This is a genomic window from Thiobacillus denitrificans ATCC 25259, from assembly GCF_000012745.1.
GTDB lineage: Bacteria > Pseudomonadota > Gammaproteobacteria > Burkholderiales > Thiobacillaceae > Thiobacillus > Thiobacillus denitrificans_B.
Map to the genome: position 1 here is coordinate 40,655 of NC_007404.1, position 23,102 is coordinate 63,756.

Below are 23,102 nucleotides of genomic sequence, written 5' to 3' on the forward strand. Positions count from 1 at the left end.
AGATGAGGCAGATGTGACACCCCGAGGGGCTTTCCGCCGTATTGCCATGATCCTGGCCGGCGCGCTGGCGCTGAGTCATTGCGCGCAGAATCCCGTGAGCGGCGAGCGCGACTTCGTGCTGCTGTCCGAGCAGCAGGAAGCCGAAATGGGCGCGCAGGCGCATCGCGACGTGCTGAAGGAATACGCGGCGCTCGACGCGCCCGAACTGCAGGCCTATGTCGACGCGGTCGGCCAGCGTCTCGCGAAGCAAAGCCATCGCCCGGGGCTGACCTGGCACTTCACGGTCATCGACAGCCCCGACGTCAACGCCTTCGCATTGCCCGGCGGCTATGTGTACGTCACACGCGGCATCCTGGCCTATCTGAATTCGGAAGCCGAACTTGCCGGCGTCGTCGGCCACGAGATCGGCCACGTCACCGCGCGCCACGGCGTGCGCCAGCAAAGCGCCGCCACGGCCGCCGGCCTCGGCACCGTGCTCGGATCGATCCTCGTGCCGGGACTGGACAACCAGGCGGGCGCCTCACTGTTGCAGACGCTCGCGCAGGCCTGGACCGCCGGGTATGGCCGCGAACACGAACTCGAGGCCGACCGGCTCGGCGCGCAATACCTCGCGAAAACCGGCTACCGGCCCGAGGCGATGATTGACGTCATCGGCGTGCTCAAGAACCAGGAACGCTTTGCCGCCGAGAGGGCCAAGCGTGACGGCACCAAGCCGCGCACCTACCACGGCACCTTCGATACGCACCCGAGCAACGACAAGCGTCTGCAGCAGGTGGTGAACGAGGCGAAGCGCTATCGGGTCGCGGCGCCGCGCGAGGGGCGCAGCGAGTATCTCGAGAAGATCGCCGGCGTCTACTTCGGCGACAGCCCCGAGCAGGGGCTCGTCCGCGACAACCTGCTGGTGCACGAGAAACTCGGCCTGGCGATGCAATTTCCGCCCGCGTGGCATGTGCAGAACCATCCCGACCGGGTGGCAGCGACGAGCCCCGGCGGCGACGCGATGATCGAGATCCTGGCCGGGCCGCGGAACGCGCGACCGCTCGACACGCTGAAGAAGGGCATCCGGCTCGATCCCGGCGCGCGCTACGACAGCGGCAACCTCGGCGGCTTCCCCGCGGCGTTTGCCGCCGGTGCCCAGCAGGGTAGGCCGGTCGTCGTCGCCGCCGTGGTGTTCAAGGACAGGCAGTACCTGATCGCCGGCATGACGCGGGACAAAACCGCCTACCAGAAGCAACGCGGTACCCTGCGCGCGGCGATCAACAGCTTCCGCGAGACGACCGGCGCCGACAGGGCGCGTGCGCGTCCCTATCGCCTGAAGCTCGTGACGGCCAAGCACGGCACGACGATGGCCGAAGTCGCGCGGCAGAGTCCGCTCGGCGCCGACGGCGAGAGCCAGTTGCGCCTCATGAACGACCTCTATCCCGGCGGCGAGCCCAAGGCGGGCCAGCGCCTCAAAGTTGTCGACTGAAGTTCGTCGTCCCCTCGGGCAGCTCGGCTTGCTGCTGCTATGCGCCGCCTGGCTGCTGCCCGGCCTGATCGGGCATGCGCCGTGGAAGGGCGGCGACGGCGAACACTTCGTCAACCTCTGGCTGTTGCTGCAACACCATGCGCAGCCGCAGGCCGAGTTTGCCACGCCGCCGCTCTACTACTGGATGGCGATGGCGACGGCTTGGCTCAGCTCACCGTTTCTCGCCCTGCCCGACGGGGCGCGCCTCGCCTCGGGCGTGTTCATCGCGCTGGCGCTCGTTTTCGTCGCGCGCACGGGGCGGGCGTTGTATGGCGAGGGGGCGGGTTGGGCCGCGACGCTCACGCTGCTCGGCTGCATGGGCCTGCTCGTGCGCGGCCACGAGCTCAACGCCTACACCGCGCAATTCGGCGCGGGCGCGGTCATGCTCTACGGAATGGCAAGCCTGGCGCGTCCGGGCGGAGGCTGGACGCTCGGCGTCGGGGCGGTGCTCATGGTGCTCGCCGGCGGCGCGGCCGAAGCATTGCTGCTCCTCGTCCTCGCCGCGGGCCTGCTCGTTCTCGAGGGCTATCGCTCGCCCGCCGCGCGGCGCGCCTGGGCGACCGCCTTTGTCATCGCTCTCGTCGCGAGCGTCGTCTGGCTCGGCTATCTGAGCATGCAGGGCATCCCCTTCACGCGTCCGCTGAACCTGCAGCGCTGGATCGACAACGCGTCGCCACGGCCGGCTTTCTATCCCACCCTCCTCGGCTGGTATGCCTGGCCGGCATGGCCGCTCGCGGCCTGGGCGGTGTACCGGGCAGGCAGGCGCTGGCGCGAGACTGGCACCGCGCTTCCGCTCTCGATACTGCTCGCCCTGCTCGGCCTCTACGCCTTCGACGCCCATCCGGGCGAGGAGCAAGGCCTGATCCTGTTGCTGCCGCTGGCCCCGCTCGCGGCGTCCGGACTTTTCACGCTGCGCCGCGGCGCAGCGAACGCGCTGCTGTGGTTCGCGCTGATGCTGTTCGGCTTCATCGGCCTCGTGCTCTGGGTCTACTGGAGCGCGCATGACCTCGGGCTGCCGGCGCGGCTCGCGAGCCGCCTGGTCCGCCTCGGCATGACGGGCGTCGGCGAATTGCGGCCCTGGGCCCTGCTGCTGGGCGGGCTCGTGACCCTTGCCTGGGTCGTCTTCCTCGTGCGGGTCGAACGCTCGCCGCTGCGTCCGATGCTCGTCTGGACGGCGGGCATGACCTTCGTCTGGACCCTGCTGATGGCGCTGTTCCTGGCGCCGCTCGACCGCCGGCTGTCGTACGTCAGCGTCGGCGAAGCGCTCGCGGCGCGCGTGGCCGCGGACGAATGCATCCAGACGCTCGACGTGCGGACCCAGCAGCGGCTTTTGCTGAGCTACCACAGCGACCGGCTGCTCGCGCCCGCAGATGTCGGTTGCCGCTGGTTGCTCGTCGAGACGCGGCAGCGCGAGGCCGAGCCGCACGTTCCCGCCGACTGGGTCAAGCAGTGGGAAGGCGCGCGCCCGGGCGACCGCGCGGACCGCTTCCATCTCTATGTGCGCAACTAGCGCGTCATGGGCTCGCTCGCAGCGGTGATCCTCGCCGGAGGCGCGGGACGCCGCATGGGCGGTGCCGACAAGGGCCTCGTCGCTTACCGAGGGCGGCCGCTCGTCGAGTGGGTGCTCGACGCGGTCGTGCCGCAGGTCGACACGGTCGTGATCAGTGCCAACCGCAATCTCGAACGCTATGCGCGCTATGGCCACCGCGTGCTGCCCGACACGCTGGCCGATTTCCCCGGCCCCCTCGCGGGCGTGCTCGCCGCGCTCGAGGCGGTCGACGCGGACTGGCTGCTCGTGACGCCCTGCGATACCCCGCATCTGCCCGGCGACCTGGCGCTTCGCCTGCTCGGCGCGGCACAAGTCGAAAGCGTGCCGCTTGCGGTCGCTGAAGACGCGTCGCGCGTGCACTACGGCTGTTTCGTCGTACGCACCGACCAGCGCGCGCATCTCGCCGCCTTCCTCGCTCGCGGTGAACGTGCCGTGCGTCATTGGCAGGCCGGGCTCGCGTCGACGCGTGTGCGCTTCGACGCCGCCGCCTTCGCCAACCTCAACGAACCGGGCGACCTCGCGCCCTGAGTCCTCAGCCCTGGCGGCTGTCGGCGATCTGCACGCAATAGGCCTGCAGATGCTCGGGCACGTCGGGCGGACAGACGCCGCATGCACGATTGCCGGGCAGCGCGTGGTCGATGAACTTGGGATAGGGCAGGTCGAGCGCGTTCATCAGCGCGACGAAATCCTCGAGCGTGCGCTCGCCGCCGAGGCGCGGGTTGCGCGCCTTCTCCTGGCCGACGGTGCTGATGCGCCGCTGCTCGTAGTCGTGCGCCGGATAGACGAGCGTATCGTCGTCGTAGGCGAAGAGCTTGCCGCGTACCGAGTGATACAGCGCGGCCGGGTCGCCGCTCTGGAAGTCGGTACGCCCGCACGCCTCGATCAGCAGCGCGTCGCCGGTGTAGAGCCGGCCGTCGTGAAAATACGCGAAATGGTTGTCGGTGTGACCCGGCGTGTGGATCGGCGCGAGCTCGACCGAGCCCATCGTGAACGGCACGCCGTCGACGATGCCGACCTCGGTGCACGGCAGCGCGTCGAGCGCGGGGCCGGCGATCTTGCTGCCGGCCTCGGTCTTGAGTTTCTGCGCCGAGGTGATGTGATCGGCGTGGATGTGCGTCTCGAGCGTGTACGCGAGCCTGAGCCCGAGTTTGTTAACCTCGGCGAGGTCGCGCTCCCAGGTCGGCAGCACCGGGTCGATCAGGAGCGCCGCCCCCGTTTCCTCGCAGCCGAGCAGATAGGTGTAGGTGCTCGAGACCGGCTCGAACAGTTGCTTGAAAATCATTCTGGAGTCCTCCTCGAAGCGCTTCAGGATGCGGCCAGCGCCTCGTCCAAAAGTTCCACCCAGTGCCTGACCGGCGTCGCGGTACCGGATTGCAGATGCGTCAGGCAGCCGATGTTCGCGGTTGCGATCACCGAAGGTGCGCTGGCTTGCAGATGGGCGAGCTTGCGCGCCTTGAGTGCGCCGGCGATCTCCGGCTGCAGGATCGAGTAGGTCCCCGCCGAGCCGCAGCACAGGTGTTTTTCCGCCACCGGGCCCAATTCGAAACCGGCGTCGGCGAGCAGCGACTCGACCCCGCTGCTCGCGAGCTTCTGCCCGTGCTGCAGCGTGCACGGCGGGTGGTAGGCGATGCGCGTCGATGCCGGACGCTTGGCCAGCGCCCGCAGCGCCGCGCGTTCGCGGCCGAGGATTTCCGAAATGTCGAAGGTCGCCGCGGCGACCCGTGCCGCCTTTTCCGCGTAGGCCGCATCCTCGCGCAGCAACCAGCCGTAGTCCTTGACCATGACGCCGCAGCCCGACGCGGTCATCACGATCGCCTCGACGCCGGCGTCGAGGTGCGGGATCCAGGCGTCGATGTTGCGCCGTGCGAGTGCGAGCGCGGTTTCGGCATCGTTGAGATGGTGTGCCAGCGCACCGCAGCAGCCGGCCTCCGGCGCCGCGAAGAGCGAGACGCCGAGGCGGTCGAGGACGCGCGCGGCGGCGGCGTTGATGTTGGGCTTGAGCCCGGGCTGGACGCAGCCTTCCAGCACCAGCATGCGCCGGTCGTGACGCGCACGCGGCCAGACCGAGGCGGCGTCCGCCGCCGGCACACGCGCCTTGAGAAAATCGGGCAACAGCGGCCGCAGCGTTCGCCCGAGCCGCAGCGCCGTGCCGAACAGCCGGCGCGAGCCGAGGCCGTTCTTGAGCGCGGCGCGCAGCGCGGTGTCCGCGGGGCCGCGGCCGACCTCGCGTTCGACGACCGCGCGGCCGATGTCGAGCAGCTTGCCGTACTCGACCCCCGACGGGCAGGTGGTCTCGCAGTTGCGGCAGGTCAGGCAACGATCGAGGTGGAGCTGGGTCCGGGCCGTCGGCGTCGCCCCCTCGAGCACCTGTTTCATCAGATAGATGCGGCCGCGCGGTGAGTCGAGTTCGTCGCCGAGGAGCTGGTAGGTCGGGCAGGTCGCAAGACAGAAGCCGCAGTGCACGCAATTGCGCAGGATGCGCTCGGCGACCTCGCCTTCGGAGGTCTCGCGGAAGGGGGCGGCGAGATGGGTCTGCATGTCAGCGTGGATTGGACAGTTCGATCAGGTTGCCGTCGGGGTCGCGCACATACACCGAGAGGATCGGCCCCTGTGCGCCGGTTCGTTCGACCGGCCCTTCCTCGACGGTAACGCCATGCGTGGCCAGATGGCGAATGATCTCTGCGATCGGCGTGTGCGCGAGCAGGCAGAGATCGACGGCGCCAGGCGTCGCGCGAGCCGCTTTCGGCTCGAGCTCGCGGCCGGCTTGATGGAGATTCAATTTGCTGTGCCCGAATGCCAACGCGCGTCGATCGCCGCCGAACATCACCTCCTGCATGCCCAGCACCCGCGTGTAAAAGGCCACGCTCGCGCGGATGTCGCGGACGGTCAGCACCACGTGGTCAATCGAGACGATATCCATTCAGAAGTCCGGGTACAGGCGGCCGCGGTTCAGGATGCCGCGCGGGTCGAAGCGTTGCTTGAGGCGGGCGTGCAGCGTCGCGAGCGCGGGCGCGAGCGGCGTGAAAACGCCGTCGAGCGGAGCGTCGCCGCGGAACAGCGTCGCGTGCCCGCCGGCCGCCTGCGCCGCGCGCCGCAGTGCGGCAGCCGGCAGGTCGGTGGCGAGCCAGCGGACCGCGCCGCCCCACTCGATCCAGTGCGGCGCGTCGAGGCCGATCGGCGCCGCGGTCGGCCCGGTCGCCAGACGCCAGAGCGGGCGCTTGTCGAAGAAGGGGGTCGCGTGGTCGCGCAGCCGCTGCCAGAACGCCGCCGCATCCTCGATCGTCTCACCGCCGAGTCTGGCGTGCGCGGCGCGCACCGCGGTGGCCGCTCCGGAGAGCCGCAGCGTCAGCAGCCCCGCGTGCCACGAGCTTGCCGAGAGCGGCAAGGGCAGCCCCGCCCACTGGTTCATCGCGCGCAGCGCGGCGGCTTCGTCGAATTCGAATTGCAGCGTCAGTTCGCTCGCCGGGCGTGGCAGCACCTTGAGCGACACCTCGGTGACGACGCCGAGCGTGCCGAGCGCGCCGACCATCAGCCGCGAGACGTCGTAGCCGGCGACGTTCTTGATGACCTGGCCGCCGAAGCGCAGCGCCTGCCCGGTGCCGTCGATCAGGCGCAGGCCGAGCACGAAGTCGCGCGCGGCACCGGCGTAGGGCCGGCGTGGACCCGAAAGCCCGGCCGCGACGCTGCCGCCGAGGGTGCCCGCGCCGCCGAAGCGCGGCGGCTCGAAGGCAAGCATTTGCTGGTGCGCGTCGAGCAGGGTTTCGATCTCGGCGAGGGGCGTGCCGGCGCGCGCGGTCAGCACGAGCTCCTTCGGCTGGTAGTCGACGATGCCGGCGACGCCCCGCGTGTCGAGGATCTCGCCGCCGCCCGCGTTGCCGTAGAAGGCCTTGCTACCGCTGCCCTGGATCACGAGCGGCGTACCGCTCTCGTAGGCCGCGCGAACGCGTTCGATTAGCGCGTCGGGCATCAAAACCTCGGCAGTTCGGGGTGCGGCAACTGCCCCGCGTGCACGTGCATCGCGCCCCATTCGGCGCAACGGTGCAGCTCCGGGACGGCCTTGCCCGGATTGAGCAGGCGCTCGGGATCGAACGCGGCCTTCACGTCGTGGAAGCGCGTGAGTTCGGGCGCCGCGAACTGCGCGCACATCTGCTTGATTTTCTCGAGCCCGACGCCGTGTTCGCCGGTGATCGTGCCGCCGGCTTCGACGCACAGCTCGAGGATCCTGCCGCCGAAATCCTCGGCGCGCTCGAGTTCGCCGGGGGTGTTGGCGTCGAACAGGATCAGCGGATGCAGGTTGCCGTCGCCGGCGTGGAAGACGTTGGCGACCGCGAGTCCGAACTCGGCGCTCAGCGCGCCGATGCGCTGCAGGACGTGGGGCAGTTGCGCACGCGGAATCGTGCCGTCCATGCAGTAGTAGTCGGGTGCGAGCCGCCCGACGGCGGGAAACGCGGCCTTGCGGCCGGCCCAGAAGCGCAGCCGTTGTTCCTCGCTGTCGGCGGTGCGGATCTCGGTCGCGCCGGAGGCTTCGAGCACCTGGCGCACGGTGTAGATGTCGGCCGAGACTTCTTCGTTGACGCCGTCGACCTCGCACAGGAGCAGTGCCTCGGCCATTGGGTAGCCGGCGTGGACGAAGGCCTCGGCGGCCTGGATCGCGAGGCGGTCCATCATCTCGAGTCCGGCCGGGACGACGCCCGCGGCGATGATGTTGCCGACGGCCGCGCCGGCCTTGGCGACGTCGTCGAAGGCCGCGAGGACGACCTGGGCGCGCTCGGGACGCGGCAGCAGCTTGACCGTGACTTCGGTGATGACGGCGAGCATGCCTTCCGAGCCGGTCAGGAGCGCGAGCAGGTCGTAGCCCGGCGCGTCAAGCGCGTCGCTGCCGATTTCGAGCAGCTTGCCGTCGACGGTCCAGGCGCGCAGCTTCGCGATGTTGTGCACCGTGAGGCCATATTTGAGGCAATGCACGCCGCCGGAATTTTCCGCGACGTTGCCGCCGATCGAGCACGCGATCTGCGACGACGGATCGGGCGCGTAATACAGGTTGTAGGCGGCGGCCGCCTCGGAAATCGCGAGGTTGCGCACGCCAGGCTCGACGACCGCGGTGCGCGCGAGCGGGTCGATCGCCTTGATGCGGTTGAGCTTCGCCAGCACCAGCAGCACGGCGCCGTCGACGGGCAGCGCGCCGGCCGACAGCCCGGTGCCGGCGCCGCGCGCGACCACCGCGACCCGGTGCGCGTGGCACAGCTCGAGGATCGCCGCGACCTGCGCCTCGGTCTCCGGCAGCACGACGACGTCGGGCGTGTTGCGGTAGGCGGCAAGGCCGTCGGACTCGAAGGGCCGCAGGTCTTCGCGCTCGTTGAGCACGCAGTGCGCCGGCAGGAGAGTGCGCAGATGCGCGAGGAAGCTGGGACTGAGCATAAAGTCAGGCAGCGAGTTTAGCCCGGCCCGCCTGCGCGCGCGAGGGGGCGAGGCGGCGGTAGACCTCCGCCAGGGCGTCGTCGCCGCCGACGTTGCCCGGAAAGATGACGACGGGAAGTTGCGGGACCGCATGCCACGGCGGCGTCTGCACCACCGTGACGCCGGGCAGGATCTGCCCGAGCACGCGTGCCGCGGCGAGTTCGAGGCCGGTCGAGAGCACGTCGTTCGAGGTGATGCCGCCCTTGCTGACGAGAAAGCCCAGCGTCGCCGGAAGTTGGCGCACGACAGCCATCAGGGCGGCCGAGACCGCGGCGCCGAAGGCGAGCCGCTCGGCGGTGCTCGCGAACTGGCGTTCCCCCCGGCTCGTGTAGACGACCGGCGTGAGGCCATGTGCGTGCGCGTGGGCGACGCCGGCACGCAGCGCATCGACGAGCGCGTCGTGGTCTTCGGGCAGCCGCGCGACGTCGAGCGGCAGGCCGACGACGCCGCGCTCGCGCAGCAGGGCGCCGAGCTGCGCCGTCGCCCTCGCGACGTGGGAGCCGACGATTACCGCGCCCGCGCGGCCGTCGCGAACGAGGCTCGCGAAGGATTCGGCGGCGACCGGCTGCGGCGGCAGTTTCGCCAGCGCGGTGAGCAGGGACGCGGCGCTGCGAAACAACAGGCGCTTGCCGTGCGCGGCGGCCTTGAGCGCGGCGTCGGCGAAGAGCGCATAGTCCTCCGGCGTTTCGCCGTCGACCGCGCCGACCACGTTGCCTTCGAGGCCGGCGAGCCACGCGCCTGCGCGGCCTGCGCGCAGATCCTTGAACGTCAGGCGGGCGACGGACTCTGCCGCGACCCGGCCGCCGGTCTTCTCGCTCACGTAGTCAGGGAGGAAGGCCGTCGTGTAGCCGAACACCGAATCGCGCGCGAATTCGGTTTCGTGCGTCGGCACTGGCTGGCCGTCGACGACCAGGTAATGCGTGCTGTCACGTGTGATGCGCCCGCCCTCGAAGAACCCGGGCGTGAGCAGCGTCGCGTCGAACGGTCCGAGCAATTCGTTCATGACGTCGGTCTCGACCGGGTAGTGTCCGCGCAGCGTCGAATCCGAGCGCGACACGAAGAGGACCGGGCCCGTGTAGTCGACCAGCGCCGCCTTCAGGTTGACGCACACCTCGCGCGTCACCGCTGCGGCGCGCGCCGCGTCCATGCCGCGGGTGTTGGTCAGGACGAAGAACAAGGGCGCCGCGTCGGCCAGCGCCGTCTTCAGCGTGGCGACGTCCCAGCGCGTCAGCAGCAGACACGAATGCACGGTCTGCGAGCCGGTCGGGTCGTCGTCGAGCACGATGATTTTCGGTTTCATGGACGGACCTCCCGACACCGGCATCAGCCCGCGGCGCGCTCGAGCAGGGCCATCGCGCGCTCGCCCATCGCCTGCGCGTTCATGCCGTTGAAGTCGAACAGCTGCTGCGGGTTGGCGGTGGTCTCGCCGCGCTTCCAGCAGAACACTTCACGCTCGCCGGCGCGGCTGCGCAGCAACACCGGCTCGAGCGGCGCCGAGGGACCGCCGCTCACGCCGATCAGTACGTCGCCGTCGAACAGGGCACGGAAGGCCTCGTCGTCCATGAAGCGCCCGTCGGGCTCGGAGACGCTGTCCCACAGTACGTCGGTCGGACGATACAGCCGGCGCGGATTGACCACGGCGACGATGCGCGAGCCGATACCGGTTTCGGCGAGCTTCTCGGCCGCGGCGAGCACGGGCTGCAGTACGAGGTCGCCGGCGACCGCGAACACGACCGTGTGCGACCCCTTGTGTTCCTTCAATACGATTGCGCCGTCGTCGATCGCCTGACGGCTTTGCGCGAGCGTCGTGTGAATAGTCAGCGGCGACTTCGACGCGGTGATCACGACGCCTTTGTTGGTCTGCTTCAAGGCCCAGTCGTAGCTCGCCTGGATCATGTTGGCGTCGACCGGGAAGAGCGGATAGACGTTGCCGTTGCGCATCATCGCCGCGAAGTAGTTCTCGATCTCGGGGCGCTGGTGGGTCCAGCCGTTGCGGCCCTGCTCGAGCGCACCGGCGGTGAACAGGCACACCGTCGCCGGCGTCGGGCGCCGCAGCTCGGCCATCGCCTGCGTCACCGTCTGCCAGATCGGCAGGCCGTTGATCGCGAACGACTCGTAGCTGCACCACAGGCTGCGTCCGCCGAAGAGCGCAACGCCGACGGCAAGCCCCGCGCAAGCGTCTTCGTTGAGCGGCTCGTAGACCTGGCCCGACGGGCCCTGGAAGTAGAGGTCGTCGGCGGTCGGATGGCGGATCGTCAGCGCCTTGTTGATGTTGGCCATGCCAGACGCCTCGTTGCCGTCGGCGTTGGTGACGACGAAGTGCGGGTCGCGCTTGCCGACTTCGCCGACCACGAGGCCGAACGCGGTGGTGGGGATGTGGCTCTCGCCCACCGCGAATTCGGTTAGCGCAAGCCCATCGAGACTCGGCAGTGCGCGAACGTTTTCGGTCACCGCGACCTTGGCGGCCGGGCCGCCGCCGGCGTGGCGGAAGTTCTCGCGCACGAGTTCCCATGCCTTGATCGGCAGCGCGCGGCGTTGCAGGCCGCCTTTGACGTCGTCGGAGTCGAGCGTGTGGTGCGCATAGAGGTTGTGCGACTTGGCGCCGGTCGCATGCACGCCCGCGCCCTTCAGCTGCTTGACGATGAGGCAGGCACGGCGGCCCGAGAGCGCGGATTTCGCGGCCGCGTCGGCGGCCGCAAGCACGGCGCCGGTGAAGGCCATGCGCTGCTTGAAGTCGAACGTCGTGCTGTCGGCGTAGACCGGCGCGTTCGCGCCGCCGTAGTCGCGCGCGTCGATCAGGTGCACTTCATCAAACCCATGCGCGCGCCAGTACGCGATCATCTGTTCGTTGTCCCACAGTGACACCATGCTGTGGTGCTCCTGCGAGTAGCCATTCCACACCAGCACCGGCAGGTAATTGGTCACATCGGGGTAGGCGGTCGCGAAATGCTGGAACGCGCTCATGATGTAGGGCTCGCCGAGGCCGCCGTCGCCGATCGTCACCGGGAAGAGCGTGTCGCGATACAGGTAGGCGCCGGCGAGCGCGAAATGCTGGCCCTGGCCCAAGGGGCCTGCGGGGGCCAACAGACCCGGAATCGCGCCCGAGAGGTGACCGAGCAGGCCGTGACGCTCGCGGAAGCGCGCACGCATCTCGGCAACGGTCGTGATCCCCATCGCCTCGAGCGAGGTGTCGAGGAACATTGCCGAATAGAAGCCGGGTGCGTGGTGGCCGACCTCGGTCACCATGTTGCGGTGGCCGAGCAGATGCAGCGCGGCGACGGCGTCGGCGGAGGACGCGAAGCCGCCGGGGTGGCCCGACGACTTGCTGCCGGTGACCTGCAGCGTCAGGTAGCGCAGCGCGTCGGCGGCGAGCAGCGTCTGGTAGATCGCGGCCTCGCTTGTTGCGTCGGGCAACGCGGGCTGGCCGGAGCCGAGCAGCGGCGCGGCTCCGAGGCGGTCGAATTCGGGGAAGCTGTCGGCGAAATACTGGATCCCCTCGCAGAAGGGCGGGAAGGATTCGGGGGTCGGCTGGAACTGGGCGCTCACGGCGGCTCCTTTCATGATACGAAAATGTTTCACGTCATGTGAAACGGTTGACGTATTGAAGCAGTAAAATGCAAACCGTTTCACATCGCGCAGGAAATTTTCGCCTTATGAAAAAAGTACAGTCTTCGATACAGGTGCTCGACCGCGCGATGGGCTTAATCGGCGCGCTCGCCTCCGGTCGCGGCCCGACGGCGCTGACGCGTCTCGCCGAACAGGCCGAACTGCATACCTCGAGCGCCCACCGCATCCTCGCGGCGCTCGCTGCACACGGGCTGGTCGAGAAAACCGGCGCAGGAGAATACGAGCTCGGCGTGCGCTGGCTCGAAGTCGGCAATCGGCTCCGTGCGCGGCTGAACATCCGCCAGGTCGCGCTGCCGTTCATGCAGCGCCTCGCCGAAACGACCGGTGAAACGGTCAACTTGATCGTGCGCCGCGGCGACGAGGCGGTCTATGTCGAGCGGGTGTCGGGGGGGCAGACGCTGATCCAGGTCGTGCAGGTCGTCGGCGCGCACGCGCCGCTGCACGTCACGGCGGTCGGCAAGATCTTCCTCGCCGAGGACAGCGCGAGCGGCGTCATGGGTTACGCCGAGCGCACCAGGCTTCCCGCGTACACGCCCAATACGCTGGTCACGCTCGAGAAGCTGCGGCGCGAGCTCGACGTGATCCGCGCGGAACAGCTCGCCCTTGACCGCGAGGAGGCCGAACTCGGCGTCGCCTGCATCGGCGCGCCGATCCGCGACGCCGAGGGCAAGCTCGTCGCCGGCCTGTCGATCTCGGCCCCCGCGGACCGTCACAAGCCGGAATGGGCCGCGCTGCTGGGAACCGCCGCGGCCGGGATCGGCGCGTCGCTCGGCTATGACGCCGGCACCGAGCGTCGGTAGTTTTCACGAGCCTCGGCACCCGCGTGCCGCCGCGGCGAGGATCACTGAGACCTTGATTCGAAACGGCGCGAGCGCGCCGTAGCGCTACCGCGGACGATTGCCCGCTTCCGCCCGGCCGACTCGCTGCCGCGCGCAAGATCGCCTGCGCCGCGCTGCGTACCATGCAATCGTCGAGGCGCGCCGGCGTGACGCTTGCCCGCCGCCGCATTTCTTGGCACTGTGCCGGCATGTCCGCCAGCCCCTCTCCTTTCGCCGCCAGCCGTTTCGAGATCGCCGCCTGGCTGTTGATGGCGGCGGGCCTCGTCCTCACCCTGAAGCTTCACCTGTTGCCGGCACTGCTCGCGGGCCTGTTGGTCTCGCAACTCGTGCACCTGCTGGCGCCGCGTTTCGTCATCGGGCGGCTCGACCACACTTGGGCCAAGGTGCTCGTCGTCTCGCTCATCACGCTCATCGTCCTTGGCTTTCTCGGCGGCGCGAGCGCGGCGGTCATCCTTTATCTGCGCACCGAGGGCGGGCTCGCCGGCCTGCTGTCGAAGATGGCCGAGATCATCGAAAACTCGCGCGAACTCTTGCCGCTGTGGGCCGCCGCGTGGCTGCCGCAGGGGGACGAGTCGGTCATCCGCCAGGCGCTTGTCGACTGGCTGCGCGTCCACGCACAGGACATCCGCAAACTGAGCGGCGACGCGGGCCGCGGACTGCTCAACTTCATCATCGGCATGATCATCGGCAGTTTCGTCGCGCTACGCGAAGCGCGCCCGCGCCGCAGCCTTGCGCCGCTGGCGGAGGCGATGTACGAACGCGTGAACCGCCTCGGCGAGGCCTTTCGCCGCGTGGTCTTCGCGCAGGTGCGCATTTCGGCCCTCAATGCGCTGCTGACGGGCATCTATCTCGTCGTCGTGCTGCCCGCCTTCGGCGTGCACCTGACCTTTACCAAAACCATGATCGTCGTCACCTTCCTGGTCGGGCTGCTGCCGGTGCTCGGCAATCTCATTTCCAACACCGTCATCGTCGTCATCTCGCTGTCGCACTCGCTCGAGGTCGCCGCGTCGTCGCTGCTGTTCCTCGTGCTGATCCACAAGCTCGAATACTTCGTGAATGCACGGATCATCGGCGGCCAGATCCAGGCGCGGGCCTGGGAGCTGCTCATCGCGATGCTGGTAATGGAGGCCGCCTTCGGCCTGCAAGGCGTTGTCGCCGCGCCGATCTTTTACGCCTATATCAAGAAAGAACTGTCCGACCGGGCGCTTATCTAGGCCGTATGCGCGCAGGTTTCGTGCTTCCTACCCTGTTCTTTGGGGTAAAGTGCTAGCCCACGTCGCGCGCCGGGCCACCCCAGCGCGCGGCGGTAAACAACGCAATTTGCCCTAAACGGGCTACGGTCTTCGGGTTCGTCCACCCGGGGCGCCGGCTGTGGCGCGCGGCTCGCCAACCTTACTGTTGGTTTCGCCACGCCTCGCGTAGCCGTCGCTTTCCGGACGCAACGCGGGGCATGAAATCTACGGAAACAGGCGCACATGTCGAACGACACCGAATCCCTCGTCATCACCGCCAGCGGCGAAGACAAAATCGGCCTGGTGGAAGGCTTCACCCGGCGCATCTCGGAAAGCGGGTGCAACATCGAGGAGTCGCGGATGGCGGCGCTCGGCGGCCGCTTCGCGCTGCTGATGCGCGTCAGCGGCAGCTGGGACTCGCTCGCCAAGCTGGAAGCCCGCATGCCCAGCATCGCAGAGGAACTCGGGCTCTCGATCACCCAGCAGCGCACGCGCCCGGCGCGGCCCGAGAAGCCGCTGATCCCCTACACCGTCGAGGTCGCGGCGCTCGACCAGCCGGGCATCGTCAACAGCCTCGCCAACTTCTTCGCGCGCCTGCACATCAACATCGAGGCGCTCGACACCGAAACCTATCCGGCGCCTCACACGGGTGCGCCGATGTTCGCTGTCCACATGACGGTCGGCATCCCGGCCGACGCCCATATCGCCACGCTGCGCGGCGATTTTCTCGACTACTGCGACGACCAGAACCTCGACGCGACCTTCGAGCCGGTGCGCATGTAACGCCGGCCCCGCCGCCGCGCGGGGTTTTTCCGCCCGTCTCGCAGACGCCCCGACCGCGTTTTTACGCCCGCATGTCGGGCGGACAGGCCGGAGCGCTCGGGCAAGCGCCGGCCAGTTCTCCGTAGCAAACGCCGCCCCGCCTTCACTCCCTGGCGCTCAGACCGAGTTCGAGGTAATCGAGCGAAAAGATCTCGTCGCGCCGGCTCGAGGGTGGCGTCGTGCGCGCGAGTGCCGCGGCGACGCGCGCGGCCTGCAGGGCCGGGCGGTCGATCACACGCGGGTAGAGGCGGCAGTGTTTTTCCAGCAGTTCGCCCTGCTCGCAGGCGCGCGCTTCGAGGGCGTGGCGCGTGGCGTCGTCGAGGTCGGCAAGCAGCAATAGCCAGGGCGCCTGCCAGGCATGGTAGTCGTCGACGAGCTGCGCCTGCGTGGGGTCCATCTCGCGCGTCGCGAGGAAGAGCGCCGGAAAGGCGTCGGCGTCGAGCACGCGGCCGCGCAGGGGCTCACCCCCGCGCAGCGTGTGCAGCCCGAGGGCGGCGCCGTCGTCGCTGCGCCGGAACCACTGCGCGACGCCGCTCGCCAGACCGTTGACGGCGCGGGTGAGACAAGCCGCCGCCGATTCTGTCGACTCCGCCACGGCCGTACTGCGAAAACTGGCGGTCGCGGCCATGCCGGCACGCCAGTCGAGCGGCGGCCGGGTGTCGGTCTCGCTCGCGTTGCAGACGCTATGCAGCAAGGCGAGCGGCCGGTCTGCGCGGTCGAGCAGCCACAGTTCGAACCGGTCGCGGAACTTGAAGGGTACGTCGCGATGCACCGCGAGCAGATGCTCGTACACCACGGCGCCCATCTCCTCGAGACGCTTGAAGTCGTCGGAAGGATAGAGCGGTCCGCGCTTGAGCCCCGTCTGTGCGGACCAGTGGCCGTAGCGGATGTCCGAAATCTGCGCGCGCCTGCCCGCACGGCCGAGGCCCTCGAGCAGCGCATCGTTGGCGACGTAGATATCCCACTCGACGCCGTCGGTTGTCACGGCTTCGGCCGAAGCGTAGCGGATGACTTGGACGACCCCGCGAAACGGATTGAGCAGGCGCTGCGCGTAACATTCGATCTGCATGGAGGCTCCGCGGTTAGGGGGCTTCAGGTCGGCGGCGCCGCGCCCCCGCGGGGCGACGTGCTCATCCACGCGAACAGCGACGCGCGCATGGCTTCCTCGACCGACATCTCGATCGGCCGCACCCAGGCGCGCGGCACGAAGACCGTATAGCCGCCGATCATGTAGCCCATGGGCAGGTAGACCGCGACGCGGTCACCGCCCAGGAACCCGGCCGGCAATCCGTCGACGCTCTGACGGGTGACCAGGCCCACGATCTCGAGTTCCTGGCCCGGAAAGGTCAGCACGACGACCATCTGTTGCCGCCCGGCGTCGCGCCGCGGCGCGAAATAGTCGGCGAAATCCTTGAGCGACGAGTAGATGCTCTTGATCACCGGGATGTTGGTGAACGGCAGCTCGACCAGCGACAGGAAGCGCCCGACAGCGCGATGCGAGACCGCCGCGCCGAGAAGAACGATGACGGTGATGCCCAGCGCGAGCCCCATGCCGGGGACGTAGAACTCGCCGATCAGCGGGGCGGTCATCTGCATCGCGATGGCCTCCATCCAGCTCAGGAAAACATAGAGCAGATAGACCGTCATCCCGAGGGGCAGGGCGGTGATCAGGCCGCGGAAAAAAAATTGCGAAAGGCGTTTCATCGACGTCGAATTCCGGCATGCGGAAAGAGTTAAGCTAGCTCTCGCTAGCATAGCAGTGCCGCTAGCCCGCTCAGCCCCGTCTTTTTTCGAGGAGAACCCGCATGAAAGTCCAAGCCCTGATCGCTCTCGCCCTGCCCGCCCTGTTCGCCGGCTGCGCGACCCAACCCGATGCCGAGGAACAGGCGGCCCTCGTCGCGGACGCGCGCAAGGCGTCGGCGGCGTTGACCCAGAAGCTCGGCGGCGAGTTGAAGGCGGCGATCGCGGCCGACGGGCCGGCCGGCGCGATCGGGGTCTGCAAGACGCGCGCACCGCAGATCGCCGCCGACGTGTCGCAGCAGTTCGGCGTCGAGGCCAAGCGCGTGAGCCCGAAAAACCGCAACCCCGACGGCGTCCCGGATGCCTGGGAGGCCGAGGCCCAGGCGGGTCTGGAAAAGCGCCTCGCGGCCGGCGAGAAGCCCGAGACGCTCGACACCTGGCAGATCGTTCGGACCTCGGGGGGACAGCAATTCCGCTATGCCAAGGCGCTGCCGGTCCAGCAGATGTGCCTGAATTGCCACGGCGATCCGGCGACGATGGCCGAAGGGGTGAAGGCGCGTCTCGCCGCCGAATATCCGCTCGACAAGGCCACCGGCTACGCACCCGGCATGCTGCGCGGCATCGTCTCGATCAAGCGCGCGCTGTAACGCGCCATGGCATAAAAATTTGCCACGGCGGGGCTACAGTCTGGCGCTGCACAGCCGTTTGTCTTGCTGATGCGCCAGCGTTTGGCCTGGAGGAATGAAGCGTGTTGAACCGTCTTGTCGGAATGTTCTCGGGTAAGGATAGCGAGGCCGATCCGCCGGCACGGCCCGCGCCGGCAAAGGCGGAGACCGCGCCCGCCAGGCCGCCCTCGGTCATGCGCCGCGAGGCGATGCTGGGGCGCGACCAGAAGGTCGCGGGCTACACCTTCATGCTGCGGCGTTCGGCCGACGAAGAGCACGACCCGGCCCTTCCCGAGGTGCGCCGCCTCTACGACGAGACGTTGCTCGCCAACCTGCAGGGCATGGACGTGTCGCGCCTGCTCGGACAGCGCCAGGCCTTCATCCCGATCGTGCCGGAGACGCTCGGTCACGCCCTGATCGAGAACTGGCCCGCCGCGGGCACCGTCTGGCTGCTCAAGCTCGACGCCGAGACCGCCATCGACGCCGCCCTGCTCGCGCGCGTGGCCGCGCTCAAGGCGCATGGCTTCGGCTTCGCCCTCGAATTCGAGGGGGTGACGCGGCCGGAGCGCCATGGCCTGCTGCAGCAGGCGGACTACGTGCTGATGGAGGTCGGCAGCGAAGACATCCCGGCGATCACGGCGCAGATGGCCGCGGTCTCCAAGATCGCCGCGGGCAAGCGCTTCGTCGCCGTCGGCGTGCAGACGCTGGAAGCCTTCCACATGTGCCACAAGCTCCAGTTCGCGCTCTTCATGGGGCCTTTCATCACGCGTCGTGAACACCTCGGCAACCCGGTCGTCGGGCCGTCGCGCGCGAAGGTGCTGGACCTCATGAACCGGGTGCGCACCGGCGCCGAGCAGGCCGAGCTGGCCGCCCAGTTCCGCCACGATCCCGCGCTCTCGGTGCGCCTGCTGCGCTACGTCAATTCGCCCGGCATGGGGCTCATGAACAAGGTCGGCGGCATCGAACAGGCCTTGATGGTCATGGGCCACGACAAGCTCTACCGCTGGCTGACGCTGATCCTCTTCACCGGCGGCCAGGCGCAGGAACTCGACCATGCGGTCCTCGAAAACGCCCTCGTGCGCGGTCGGGTCGCCGAACAGCTCGCCGGCCGCGCGCTGTTCGCCAAGGCGCGCGACGAAATTTTCGTCGCCGGACTGTTCTCGCTGCTCGACGTCGTCATGCACATGCCGATGGATCAGGTGCTCAAACAGATCAGCCTGCCGGTCGAGATCAGCGAAGCGATCCTCGCGCAGCGCGGGCCTTACGCGCCGTATGTCGCGCTCGCGATCGCCTGCGAGCAGGACGACCAGAGCAGTATCGAGACGCTCGCGCGCGCGGTCAATCGCGACGTTGCCGACATCAACCGCGTGCACATGGACGCGCTGTTGTGGGCGGAGCAGCTCTCGGCCGACGTATGACCTGAGCGTGCCGCAAGAATCCGCACGCACGGCCGGGTGGTGCGTCTACATCCTGCGCTGCGCGGACGGCTCGCTCTACACCGGCATCACGACCGATCCCGTGCGCCGCCTCGCCGAGCACAACGGAGGCGGCGCGCGCGGCGCGCGTTACACGCGGAGCCGGCGGCCGGTCGAACTGGTCTATGCCGAACCGGCGCCGAGCCGCGACGCCGCGGCGCGTCGCGAAGCAGCGATCAAACGACTCGACCGCGCGCGCAAGCTCGCGCTCTGCGCAGCCTCTTAGTCGGCACCCCGCTCCCGCGTTCGTCTCGGCGCGCCCTTCAGTGATTTTTGTCTTGGGGCGGCGCGGCCTGGTTTTTGATTCAGGCGCTGCGCCGTGGTTTTGGTCTCAGCGCGCTGCGCCTGTTTTTTATTTCAGCGCGCTGCGCCTGATTTTTATTTCAGCGCGCTGCGCTGTGGTTCACGCGCAGTTGCAACTGCTGGAGCACTGCCGCCACGGCGGCGCGTCCCGCGTCGATCGCGACGGCGGCGCGATGAAATTCCATGAGCCCGACGTCCGCCAGCAGCGGCATGACGAGGACGTCGGCGGGCTCTCCGGCGAGCCGGCTGCGCGTGATCAGCACCTGCATGATGTTGATGCTGCTCGCGAGCACGTCGAGAACCGGCGGCGGCCGCGAGCCGTTCGGCCGCGTCAGCGCGAATTGCGACGCGCCGGCCTGGATTCTTTCGAAGAGCGTGTGCGCTGTCGCCGGCTCGACGGTCGGCGCGACCGGCGCGACCGGGCGCCTGAGATGACGACCGAGCAGATCGGCGTTGAGGTCGACCGCGATCACGATATCGGCGCCCATCGCGCGGCATAGCGAGACCGGGACCGGGTTGACCAGGCCGCCGTCGACGAGCCAGGTGTCGCCGTGCCGGGCTGGCGTGAACAGGCCGGGCAGCGCGATCGACGCGCGCACCGCCGCGGAAACGAGCCCCTCCCTGAGCCAGACTTCGCGCCCGCTGCGCAGATCGGTGGCGACGGCGCCGAACCGCCGCTCGAGCGCGCCGATGTCGCGGTCGACGAAATGGCTGCGAAAAAAATCGAGCAGCCTTTCGCCCTTGATCAGGCCGCCGCTCAGCGAAAAATCGAGGAAGCTCACGACCGACTGCAGGCGCAGCTCGCGCACCCAGGCTTCGAGCCGGTCCAGCTCGCCGCCCGCGTAGGCCGCGCCGACGAGCGCGCCGATCGAGGTACCGCAGACGATGTCGGGCTCGACCCCGGCCTCGGCCAGCGCGCGCAGCACGCCGATATGCGCCCAGCCGCGGGCCGAGCCGCTGCCGAGCGCGAGGCCGATGCGCGGCGCGCTCACCAAGGCTTCAGTCGGCCTCACGCTCGATCCCGCAGCAATGCACGCGCTCGCTCTCGGGCTCGGCGAGGATCGCGCCCGTGACCGGATTCGGCCGGAACACGGTGCAGCCCTTGAGGCCGAGCGCGTGCGCCTGGCGGTAGAGCGCTTCGAAGCGTGCGAAGGCGATGTCGGCGGCGACGTTGATCGTCTTCGAGATCGCGTTGTCGACGGCCGGCTGCAGGGCTGCCTGCATCGCCAGATGGGCAACGGGGTCGAGCTGTTGCGCCTCGACCAGCGCGGGGGGCTGGCCGACGCCGCCGTGCGCGCGCCAGAGCAGGCAGGCGTAGTCGCTGACGGCGTGGCTGCGGTAGCTGCCGTCGGGCTGGAGGATGCGGCGCGACGCCTCGGCCGCGAAGATCGGTTCGATTCCGCTGGACAGATTGTTCGCCAGGAGGCTGATCGTCCCGGCCGGCGCGATCGCGAGCAGATGGCTGTTGCGGATGCCGTCCCTGGCGATGCCGTCGCGGATCTCGGGCGGAAGGCGGCCGGCGAAGCCGCTGGCGAGAAACGCGCTGCGCTCGAGCGCGGGAAAGCCGCCTTTTTCGCGCGCGAGATCGATCGACGCGCGGTAGGCCGCGTCGCGCACCGTGCGCATCGCGCGCTCGGCGAGCTGGCGCGCGGGCTCGCTGTCGTAGTCGAGACCGAGCAACACGAGCGCGTCGGCGAGCCCGGTGATACCGAGGCCGATGCGGCGTTTGAAGCGTGCCTCCCGCGCCTGCGCCTGCAAGGGGTAGCGCGAGACGTCGATGACGTCGTCGAGGAAACGCACCGCAAGCGCCGCCGCGTCGCCGAGCGCGGCGAGATCGAGGCGCGCGTCGGCGGCGAAGGGCGCGACGACGAAAGCGGTCAGGTTGAGCGAGCCGAGATCGCACGCGCCATAGGCAGGAAGCGGAATCTCGCCGCAGGGATTGGTCGTGGTCAGCGTCTCGCGGCCGGCGAGCGTGTTGTCGCGGTTGATCGTGTCGACGAACAGCACGCCCGGCTCGGCCGTGTCGTAGGCCGCGCGCAGGATCCGCTGCCACAGCGCGCGGGCGCGCACCGTGCGCAGGACGCGGCAGGGCACGGCGGTCGTCGAACCGGTCCAGTGCCGGCGGACGACCGCGCCGTCGGCCGGCTCGCCGTCGCGCAGCGGGAAGACGAGCGGCCAGTCGGCATCGGCGTCGACGGCGGCGATGAACGCGTCGCTGACCTGCACCGAAAGATTGAAGTGCCGCAACACGGCAGGGTCGCGCTTGGCGTCGACGAAGGCCTCGATGTCGGGATGGTCGCAGCGTAGCGTCGCCATCATCGCGCCGCGCCGTGCGCCGGTCGACAGCACGGTCGCGCACATCGCGTCCCAGATGTGCATGAACGACACCGGCCCCGACGCGATCGTGCCGGTCGCCTGCGCGATCGTGCCGGCCGGACGGAGCGTCGAGAAGTCGTAGCCGACGCCGCCACCGTGCTGCATCGTCAGCGCGCCTTCCTTGAGCGCCTCGAAGATGTCCTCGATGTCGTCGGCGATCTCGCCCATGACGAAACAGTTGAACAGCGTGACGCGGTGTCCGCTGCCGGCGCCGGCGAGAATTCTTCCGCCCGGCAGAAAGCGGAAATCGTCGAGCAGGGCGTAGAAGCGGTCGGCCCAGAGCGCGCGTGCGTCGACTTCGGCCTGCGCGACCGCCTGCGCGACGCGTTGCCAGCTCGCGCGGATGTCGGGCTCGCCGGCGAAGCGATAGCGGGTCTCCCAGATGTGGCGGGAGATCTCCATGCGGAAAGGGTCGTGCGTCTTCATGCGATGACGATGGAAGCGACGAGTTGAGGCATTATCTGTTCTTCCTGTGCGATCCGGGTAGCCGCTCTTTGAGCATAGGTCCCGGCCTGCCCCATGACCGATTCGCCCCATCCTTACGCTGCACTCACTCCCGATCTCATCCTGCACGCCCTCGACGCGACCGGCCTCGCCGCCGACGGTCGCCTGCTCGCACTCAACAGCTATGAAAACCGCGTCTACCAGGCCGGAGTCGAAGACGGCAGCGCGGTCGTCGTCAAGTTCTATCGGCCGCAACGCTGGACCGACGCGGCGATCCTCGAGGAGCACGCGTTCACGGTCGAACTCGCAGCGCGCGAAATCCCGGTCGTCGCGCCGCTGCAGTTGCACGACGCGACGCTGCTCCATCACGCCGGCTTTCGCTTCGCGGTCTACCCTAAGCAGGGTGGCCGCCCGCCCGAGTTCGATCGCGCCGGAACGCTGGAACGCATGGGGCGGTTTCTCGGTCGCATCCACGCGGTGGGCGCCCAGGGTCGTTACGCGCACCGGCCGACGCTCGATCTCGCGAGCTTCGGCTTGGCGTCACGCGACTTCCTGCGCGCCGGGCAGTGGCTGCCTGGCGGACTGCGCGCCGCCTGGGACAGCGTCGTCGAGCATGCGCTGACGAGCGTCGCGCACTGCTACGAACGCGCGGGGGCGGTCCGCGCGATCCGCCTGCACGGCGACTGCCACGCCGGCAACGTGCTGTGGACCGACGGGGGGCCGCATTTCGTCGACTTCGACGACAGCCGCATGGGTCCGGCTGTGCAGGATCTCTGGATGCTGCTCGCCGGCGAGCGCGACGAGCAGCAGGCGCAGATGAACGCGGTCCTCACGGGCTACGAGGACTTCATGGAATTCGACACGCGCGAACTGCATCTGATCGAGGCGCTCAGAACGCTGAGGCTGATCCACTACGCCGCGTGGCTCGCGCGGCGCTGGGGCGACCCGGCTTTTCTGGCCGCGTTTCCATGGTTCAATACCGAGCATTACTGGCAGGCGCGCATCCTCGAATTGCGCGAGCAGATCGCGCTCATGGACGAGCCGCCGCTGGTGGCGTGAAAAAGGG

Annotated in this window: 21 protein-coding genes; 10 read left to right on the forward strand and 11 right to left on the reverse strand. The window is 69.0% G+C overall.

Annotated features, from left to right (window positions below; all coding sequences use genetic code 11):
- The first annotated feature begins 46 nt into the window (after positions 1-46).
- From TBD_RS00185 to mobA, 3 genes are read left to right on the forward strand one after another with little or no spacing between them, the layout of a single operon-like run.
- A complete protein-coding gene (locus TBD_RS00185; protein WP_041432133.1) occupies positions 47-1,468 on the forward strand; it encodes a M48 family metalloprotease in 1,422 nt (473 codons plus the stop codon).
- Between the two features lie 28 nt (positions 1,469-1,496).
- A complete protein-coding gene (locus tag TBD_RS00190) occupies positions 1,497-3,017 on the forward strand; it encodes an ArnT family glycosyltransferase (RefSeq protein WP_238376469.1) in 1,521 nt (506 codons plus the stop codon).
- Positions 3,018-3,023: 6 nt separating this feature from the next.
- The gene (gene mobA / locus TBD_RS00195) at positions 3,024-3,584 is read left to right on the forward strand and encodes a molybdenum cofactor guanylyltransferase MobA (RefSeq protein ID WP_011310555.1); all 561 of its coding nucleotides are present in this window, start codon (positions 3,024-3,026) and stop codon (positions 3,582-3,584) included.
- 4 nt (positions 3,585-3,588) lie between these two features.
- Here the strand turns inward: mobA and TBD_RS00200 are convergent, their stop codons facing one another.
- From TBD_RS00200 to TBD_RS00230, 7 genes are read right to left on the reverse strand one after another with little or no spacing between them, the layout of a single operon-like run.
- Positions 3,589-4,338: an MBL fold metallo-hydrolase gene (locus tag TBD_RS00200; RefSeq protein WP_011310556.1), complete on the reverse strand. Its 750-nt coding sequence runs from the start codon at positions 4,336-4,338 to the stop codon at positions 3,589-3,591.
- 23 nt (positions 4,339-4,361) lie between these two features.
- On the reverse strand, positions 4,362-5,594 hold the full coding sequence (gene glcF, locus TBD_RS00205; RefSeq protein ID WP_011310557.1) for a glycolate oxidase subunit GlcF: 1,233 nt from the start codon (positions 5,592-5,594) through the stop codon (positions 4,362-4,364).
- A gap of 1 nt (position 5,595) precedes the next feature.
- Positions 5,596-5,976, reverse strand: coding sequence for a VOC family protein (locus TBD_RS14690; RefSeq protein WP_011310558.1), 381 nt, complete (start codon positions 5,974-5,976; stop codon positions 5,596-5,598).
- Positions 5,977-7,023 carry a glycolate oxidase subunit GlcE gene (gene glcE, locus TBD_RS00215; RefSeq protein WP_011310559.1) on the reverse strand — a complete coding sequence of 349 codons (1,047 nt, stop codon included), beginning with the start codon at positions 7,021-7,023 and terminating at the stop codon, positions 5,977-5,979.
- Positions 7,023-8,474, reverse strand: a complete 1,452-nt coding sequence (locus tag TBD_RS00220) for an FAD-linked oxidase C-terminal domain-containing protein (RefSeq protein WP_011310560.1) — start codon at positions 8,472-8,474, stop codon at positions 7,023-7,025. Before TBD_RS00220 ends, glcE begins: the two co-directional genes overlap by 1 nt.
- A gap of 4 nt (positions 8,475-8,478) precedes the next feature.
- A complete protein-coding gene (locus tag TBD_RS00225; protein ID WP_011310561.1) occupies positions 8,479-9,813 on the reverse strand; it encodes a four-carbon acid sugar kinase family protein in 1,335 nt (444 codons plus the stop codon).
- A 23-nt stretch (positions 9,814-9,836) separates the two neighbouring features.
- Entirely contained in the window at positions 9,837-12,059 is a 2,223-nt protein-coding gene (locus tag TBD_RS00230; RefSeq protein WP_041432135.1) for a transketolase, read from the reverse strand.
- Positions 12,060-12,166: 107 nt separating this feature from the next.
- Here TBD_RS00230 and TBD_RS00235 point away from each other — a divergent pair, with 107 nt between their 5' ends.
- The 3 genes from TBD_RS00235 to TBD_RS00245 all read left to right on the forward strand — a co-directional run bounded on the left by TBD_RS00235 (position 12,167) and on the right by TBD_RS00245 (position 14,994).
- Positions 12,167-12,940: an IclR family transcriptional regulator gene (locus TBD_RS00235; protein ID WP_011310563.1), complete on the forward strand. Its 774-nt coding sequence runs from the start codon at positions 12,167-12,169 to the stop codon at positions 12,938-12,940.
- A gap of 227 nt (positions 12,941-13,167) precedes the next feature.
- The gene (locus tag TBD_RS00240; RefSeq protein ID WP_041432137.1) at positions 13,168-14,193 is read left to right on the forward strand and encodes an AI-2E family transporter; all 1,026 of its coding nucleotides are present in this window, start codon (positions 13,168-13,170) and stop codon (positions 14,191-14,193) included.
- Positions 14,194-14,454: 261 nt separating this feature from the next.
- Entirely contained in the window at positions 14,455-14,994 is a 540-nt protein-coding gene (locus tag TBD_RS00245) for a glycine cleavage system protein R (protein ID WP_011310565.1), read from the forward strand.
- 142 nt (positions 14,995-15,136) lie between these two features.
- On the opposite strand, the gene TBD_RS00250 is transcribed toward TBD_RS00245, so the two are convergent.
- Entirely contained in the window at positions 15,137-16,102 is a 966-nt protein-coding gene (locus TBD_RS00250; RefSeq protein ID WP_011310566.1) for a hypothetical protein, read from the reverse strand.
- A gap of 23 nt (positions 16,103-16,125) precedes the next feature.
- Positions 16,126-16,737, reverse strand: coding sequence for a DUF502 domain-containing protein (locus tag TBD_RS00255; protein ID WP_041432139.1), 612 nt, complete (start codon positions 16,735-16,737; stop codon positions 16,126-16,128).
- Between the two features lie 101 nt (positions 16,738-16,838).
- On the opposite strand from TBD_RS00255, the gene TBD_RS00260 reads away from it, so the two are divergent.
- The 3 genes from TBD_RS00260 to TBD_RS00270 all read left to right on the forward strand — a co-directional run bounded on the left by TBD_RS00260 (position 16,839) and on the right by TBD_RS00270 (position 19,139).
- Positions 16,839-17,420, forward strand: a complete 582-nt coding sequence (locus TBD_RS00260) for a Tll0287-like domain-containing protein (protein ID WP_011310568.1) — start codon at positions 16,839-16,841, stop codon at positions 17,418-17,420.
- 101 nt (positions 17,421-17,521) lie between these two features.
- Positions 17,522-18,856: an EAL and HDOD domain-containing protein gene (locus TBD_RS00265; protein WP_011310569.1), complete on the forward strand. Its 1,335-nt coding sequence runs from the start codon at positions 17,522-17,524 to the stop codon at positions 18,854-18,856.
- 7 nt (positions 18,857-18,863) lie between these two features.
- Positions 18,864-19,139, forward strand: coding sequence for a GIY-YIG nuclease family protein (locus tag TBD_RS00270; RefSeq protein WP_041432140.1), 276 nt, complete (start codon positions 18,864-18,866; stop codon positions 19,137-19,139).
- 157 nt (positions 19,140-19,296) lie between these two features.
- Here TBD_RS00270 and rssA read toward each other — a convergent pair whose 3' ends face one another.
- Both rssA and TBD_RS00280 read right to left on the reverse strand, forming a co-directional pair.
- Positions 19,297-20,229 (reverse strand): patatin-like phospholipase RssA, encoded by a 933-nt coding sequence (gene rssA / locus TBD_RS00275; protein WP_011310570.1) that lies wholly within the window; start codon positions 20,227-20,229, stop codon positions 19,297-19,299.
- Complete coding sequence (locus TBD_RS00280) at positions 20,216-22,018, reverse strand: adenosylcobalamin-dependent ribonucleoside-diphosphate reductase (protein ID WP_011310571.1); 1,803 nt, start codon at positions 22,016-22,018, stop codon at positions 20,216-20,218. Before TBD_RS00280 ends, rssA begins: the two co-directional genes overlap by 14 nt.
- 93 nt (positions 22,019-22,111) lie before the next feature.
- On the opposite strand from TBD_RS00280, the gene TBD_RS00285 reads away from it, so the two are divergent.
- On the forward strand, positions 22,112-23,095 hold the full coding sequence (locus TBD_RS00285; protein WP_011310572.1) for a serine/threonine protein kinase: 984 nt from the start codon (positions 22,112-22,114) through the stop codon (positions 23,093-23,095).
- Positions 23,096-23,102 lie beyond the last annotated feature (7 nt).

Bases quoted from the DNA above. Each gene is read 5' to 3' on its own strand.
- TBD_RS00280 (WP_011310571.1), bottom strand. From the start codon at position 22,018: ATGAAGACGCACGACCCTTTCCGCATGGAGATCTCCCGCCACATCTGG.
- TBD_RS00235 (WP_011310563.1), top strand. From the start codon at position 12,167: ATGAAAAAAGTACAGTCTTCGATACAGGTGCTCGACCGCGCGATGGGC.
- TBD_RS00185 (WP_041432133.1), top strand. From the start codon at position 47: ATGATCCTGGCCGGCGCGCTGGCGCTGAGTCATTGCGCGCAGAATCCC.
- TBD_RS00285 (WP_011310572.1), top strand. From the start codon at position 22,112: ATGACCGATTCGCCCCATCCTTACGCTGCACTCACTCCCGATCTCATC.
- TBD_RS00240 (WP_041432137.1), top strand. From the start codon at position 13,168: ATGTCCGCCAGCCCCTCTCCTTTCGCCGCCAGCCGTTTCGAGATCGCC.
- TBD_RS14690 (WP_011310558.1), bottom strand. From the start codon at position 5,976: ATGGATATCGTCTCGATTGACCACGTGGTGCTGACCGTCCGCGACATC.
- TBD_RS00245 (WP_011310565.1), top strand. From the start codon at position 14,455: ATGTCGAACGACACCGAATCCCTCGTCATCACCGCCAGCGGCGAAGAC.
- TBD_RS00220 (WP_011310560.1), bottom strand. From the start codon at position 8,474: ATGCTCAGTCCCAGCTTCCTCGCGCATCTGCGCACTCTCCTGCCGGCG.
- TBD_RS00200 (WP_011310556.1), bottom strand. From the start codon at position 4,338: ATGATTTTCAAGCAACTGTTCGAGCCGGTCTCGAGCACCTACACCTAT.
- glcF (WP_011310557.1), bottom strand. From the start codon at position 5,594: ATGCAGACCCATCTCGCCGCCCCCTTCCGCGAGACCTCCGAAGGCGAG.
- glcE (WP_011310559.1), bottom strand. From the start codon at position 7,023: ATGCCCGACGCGCTAATCGAACGCGTTCGCGCGGCCTACGAGAGCGGT.
- TBD_RS00225 (WP_011310561.1), bottom strand. From the start codon at position 9,813: ATGAAACCGAAAATCATCGTGCTCGACGACGACCCGACCGGCTCGCAG.
- TBD_RS00250 (WP_011310566.1), bottom strand. From the start codon at position 16,102: ATGCAGATCGAATGTTACGCGCAGCGCCTGCTCAATCCGTTTCGCGGG.
- mobA (WP_011310555.1), top strand. From the start codon at position 3,024: ATGGGCTCGCTCGCAGCGGTGATCCTCGCCGGAGGCGCGGGACGCCGC.
- TBD_RS00255 (WP_041432139.1), bottom strand. From the start codon at position 16,737: ATGAAACGCCTTTCGCAATTTTTTTTCCGCGGCCTGATCACCGCCCTG.
- TBD_RS00260 (WP_011310568.1), top strand. From the start codon at position 16,839: ATGAAAGTCCAAGCCCTGATCGCTCTCGCCCTGCCCGCCCTGTTCGCC.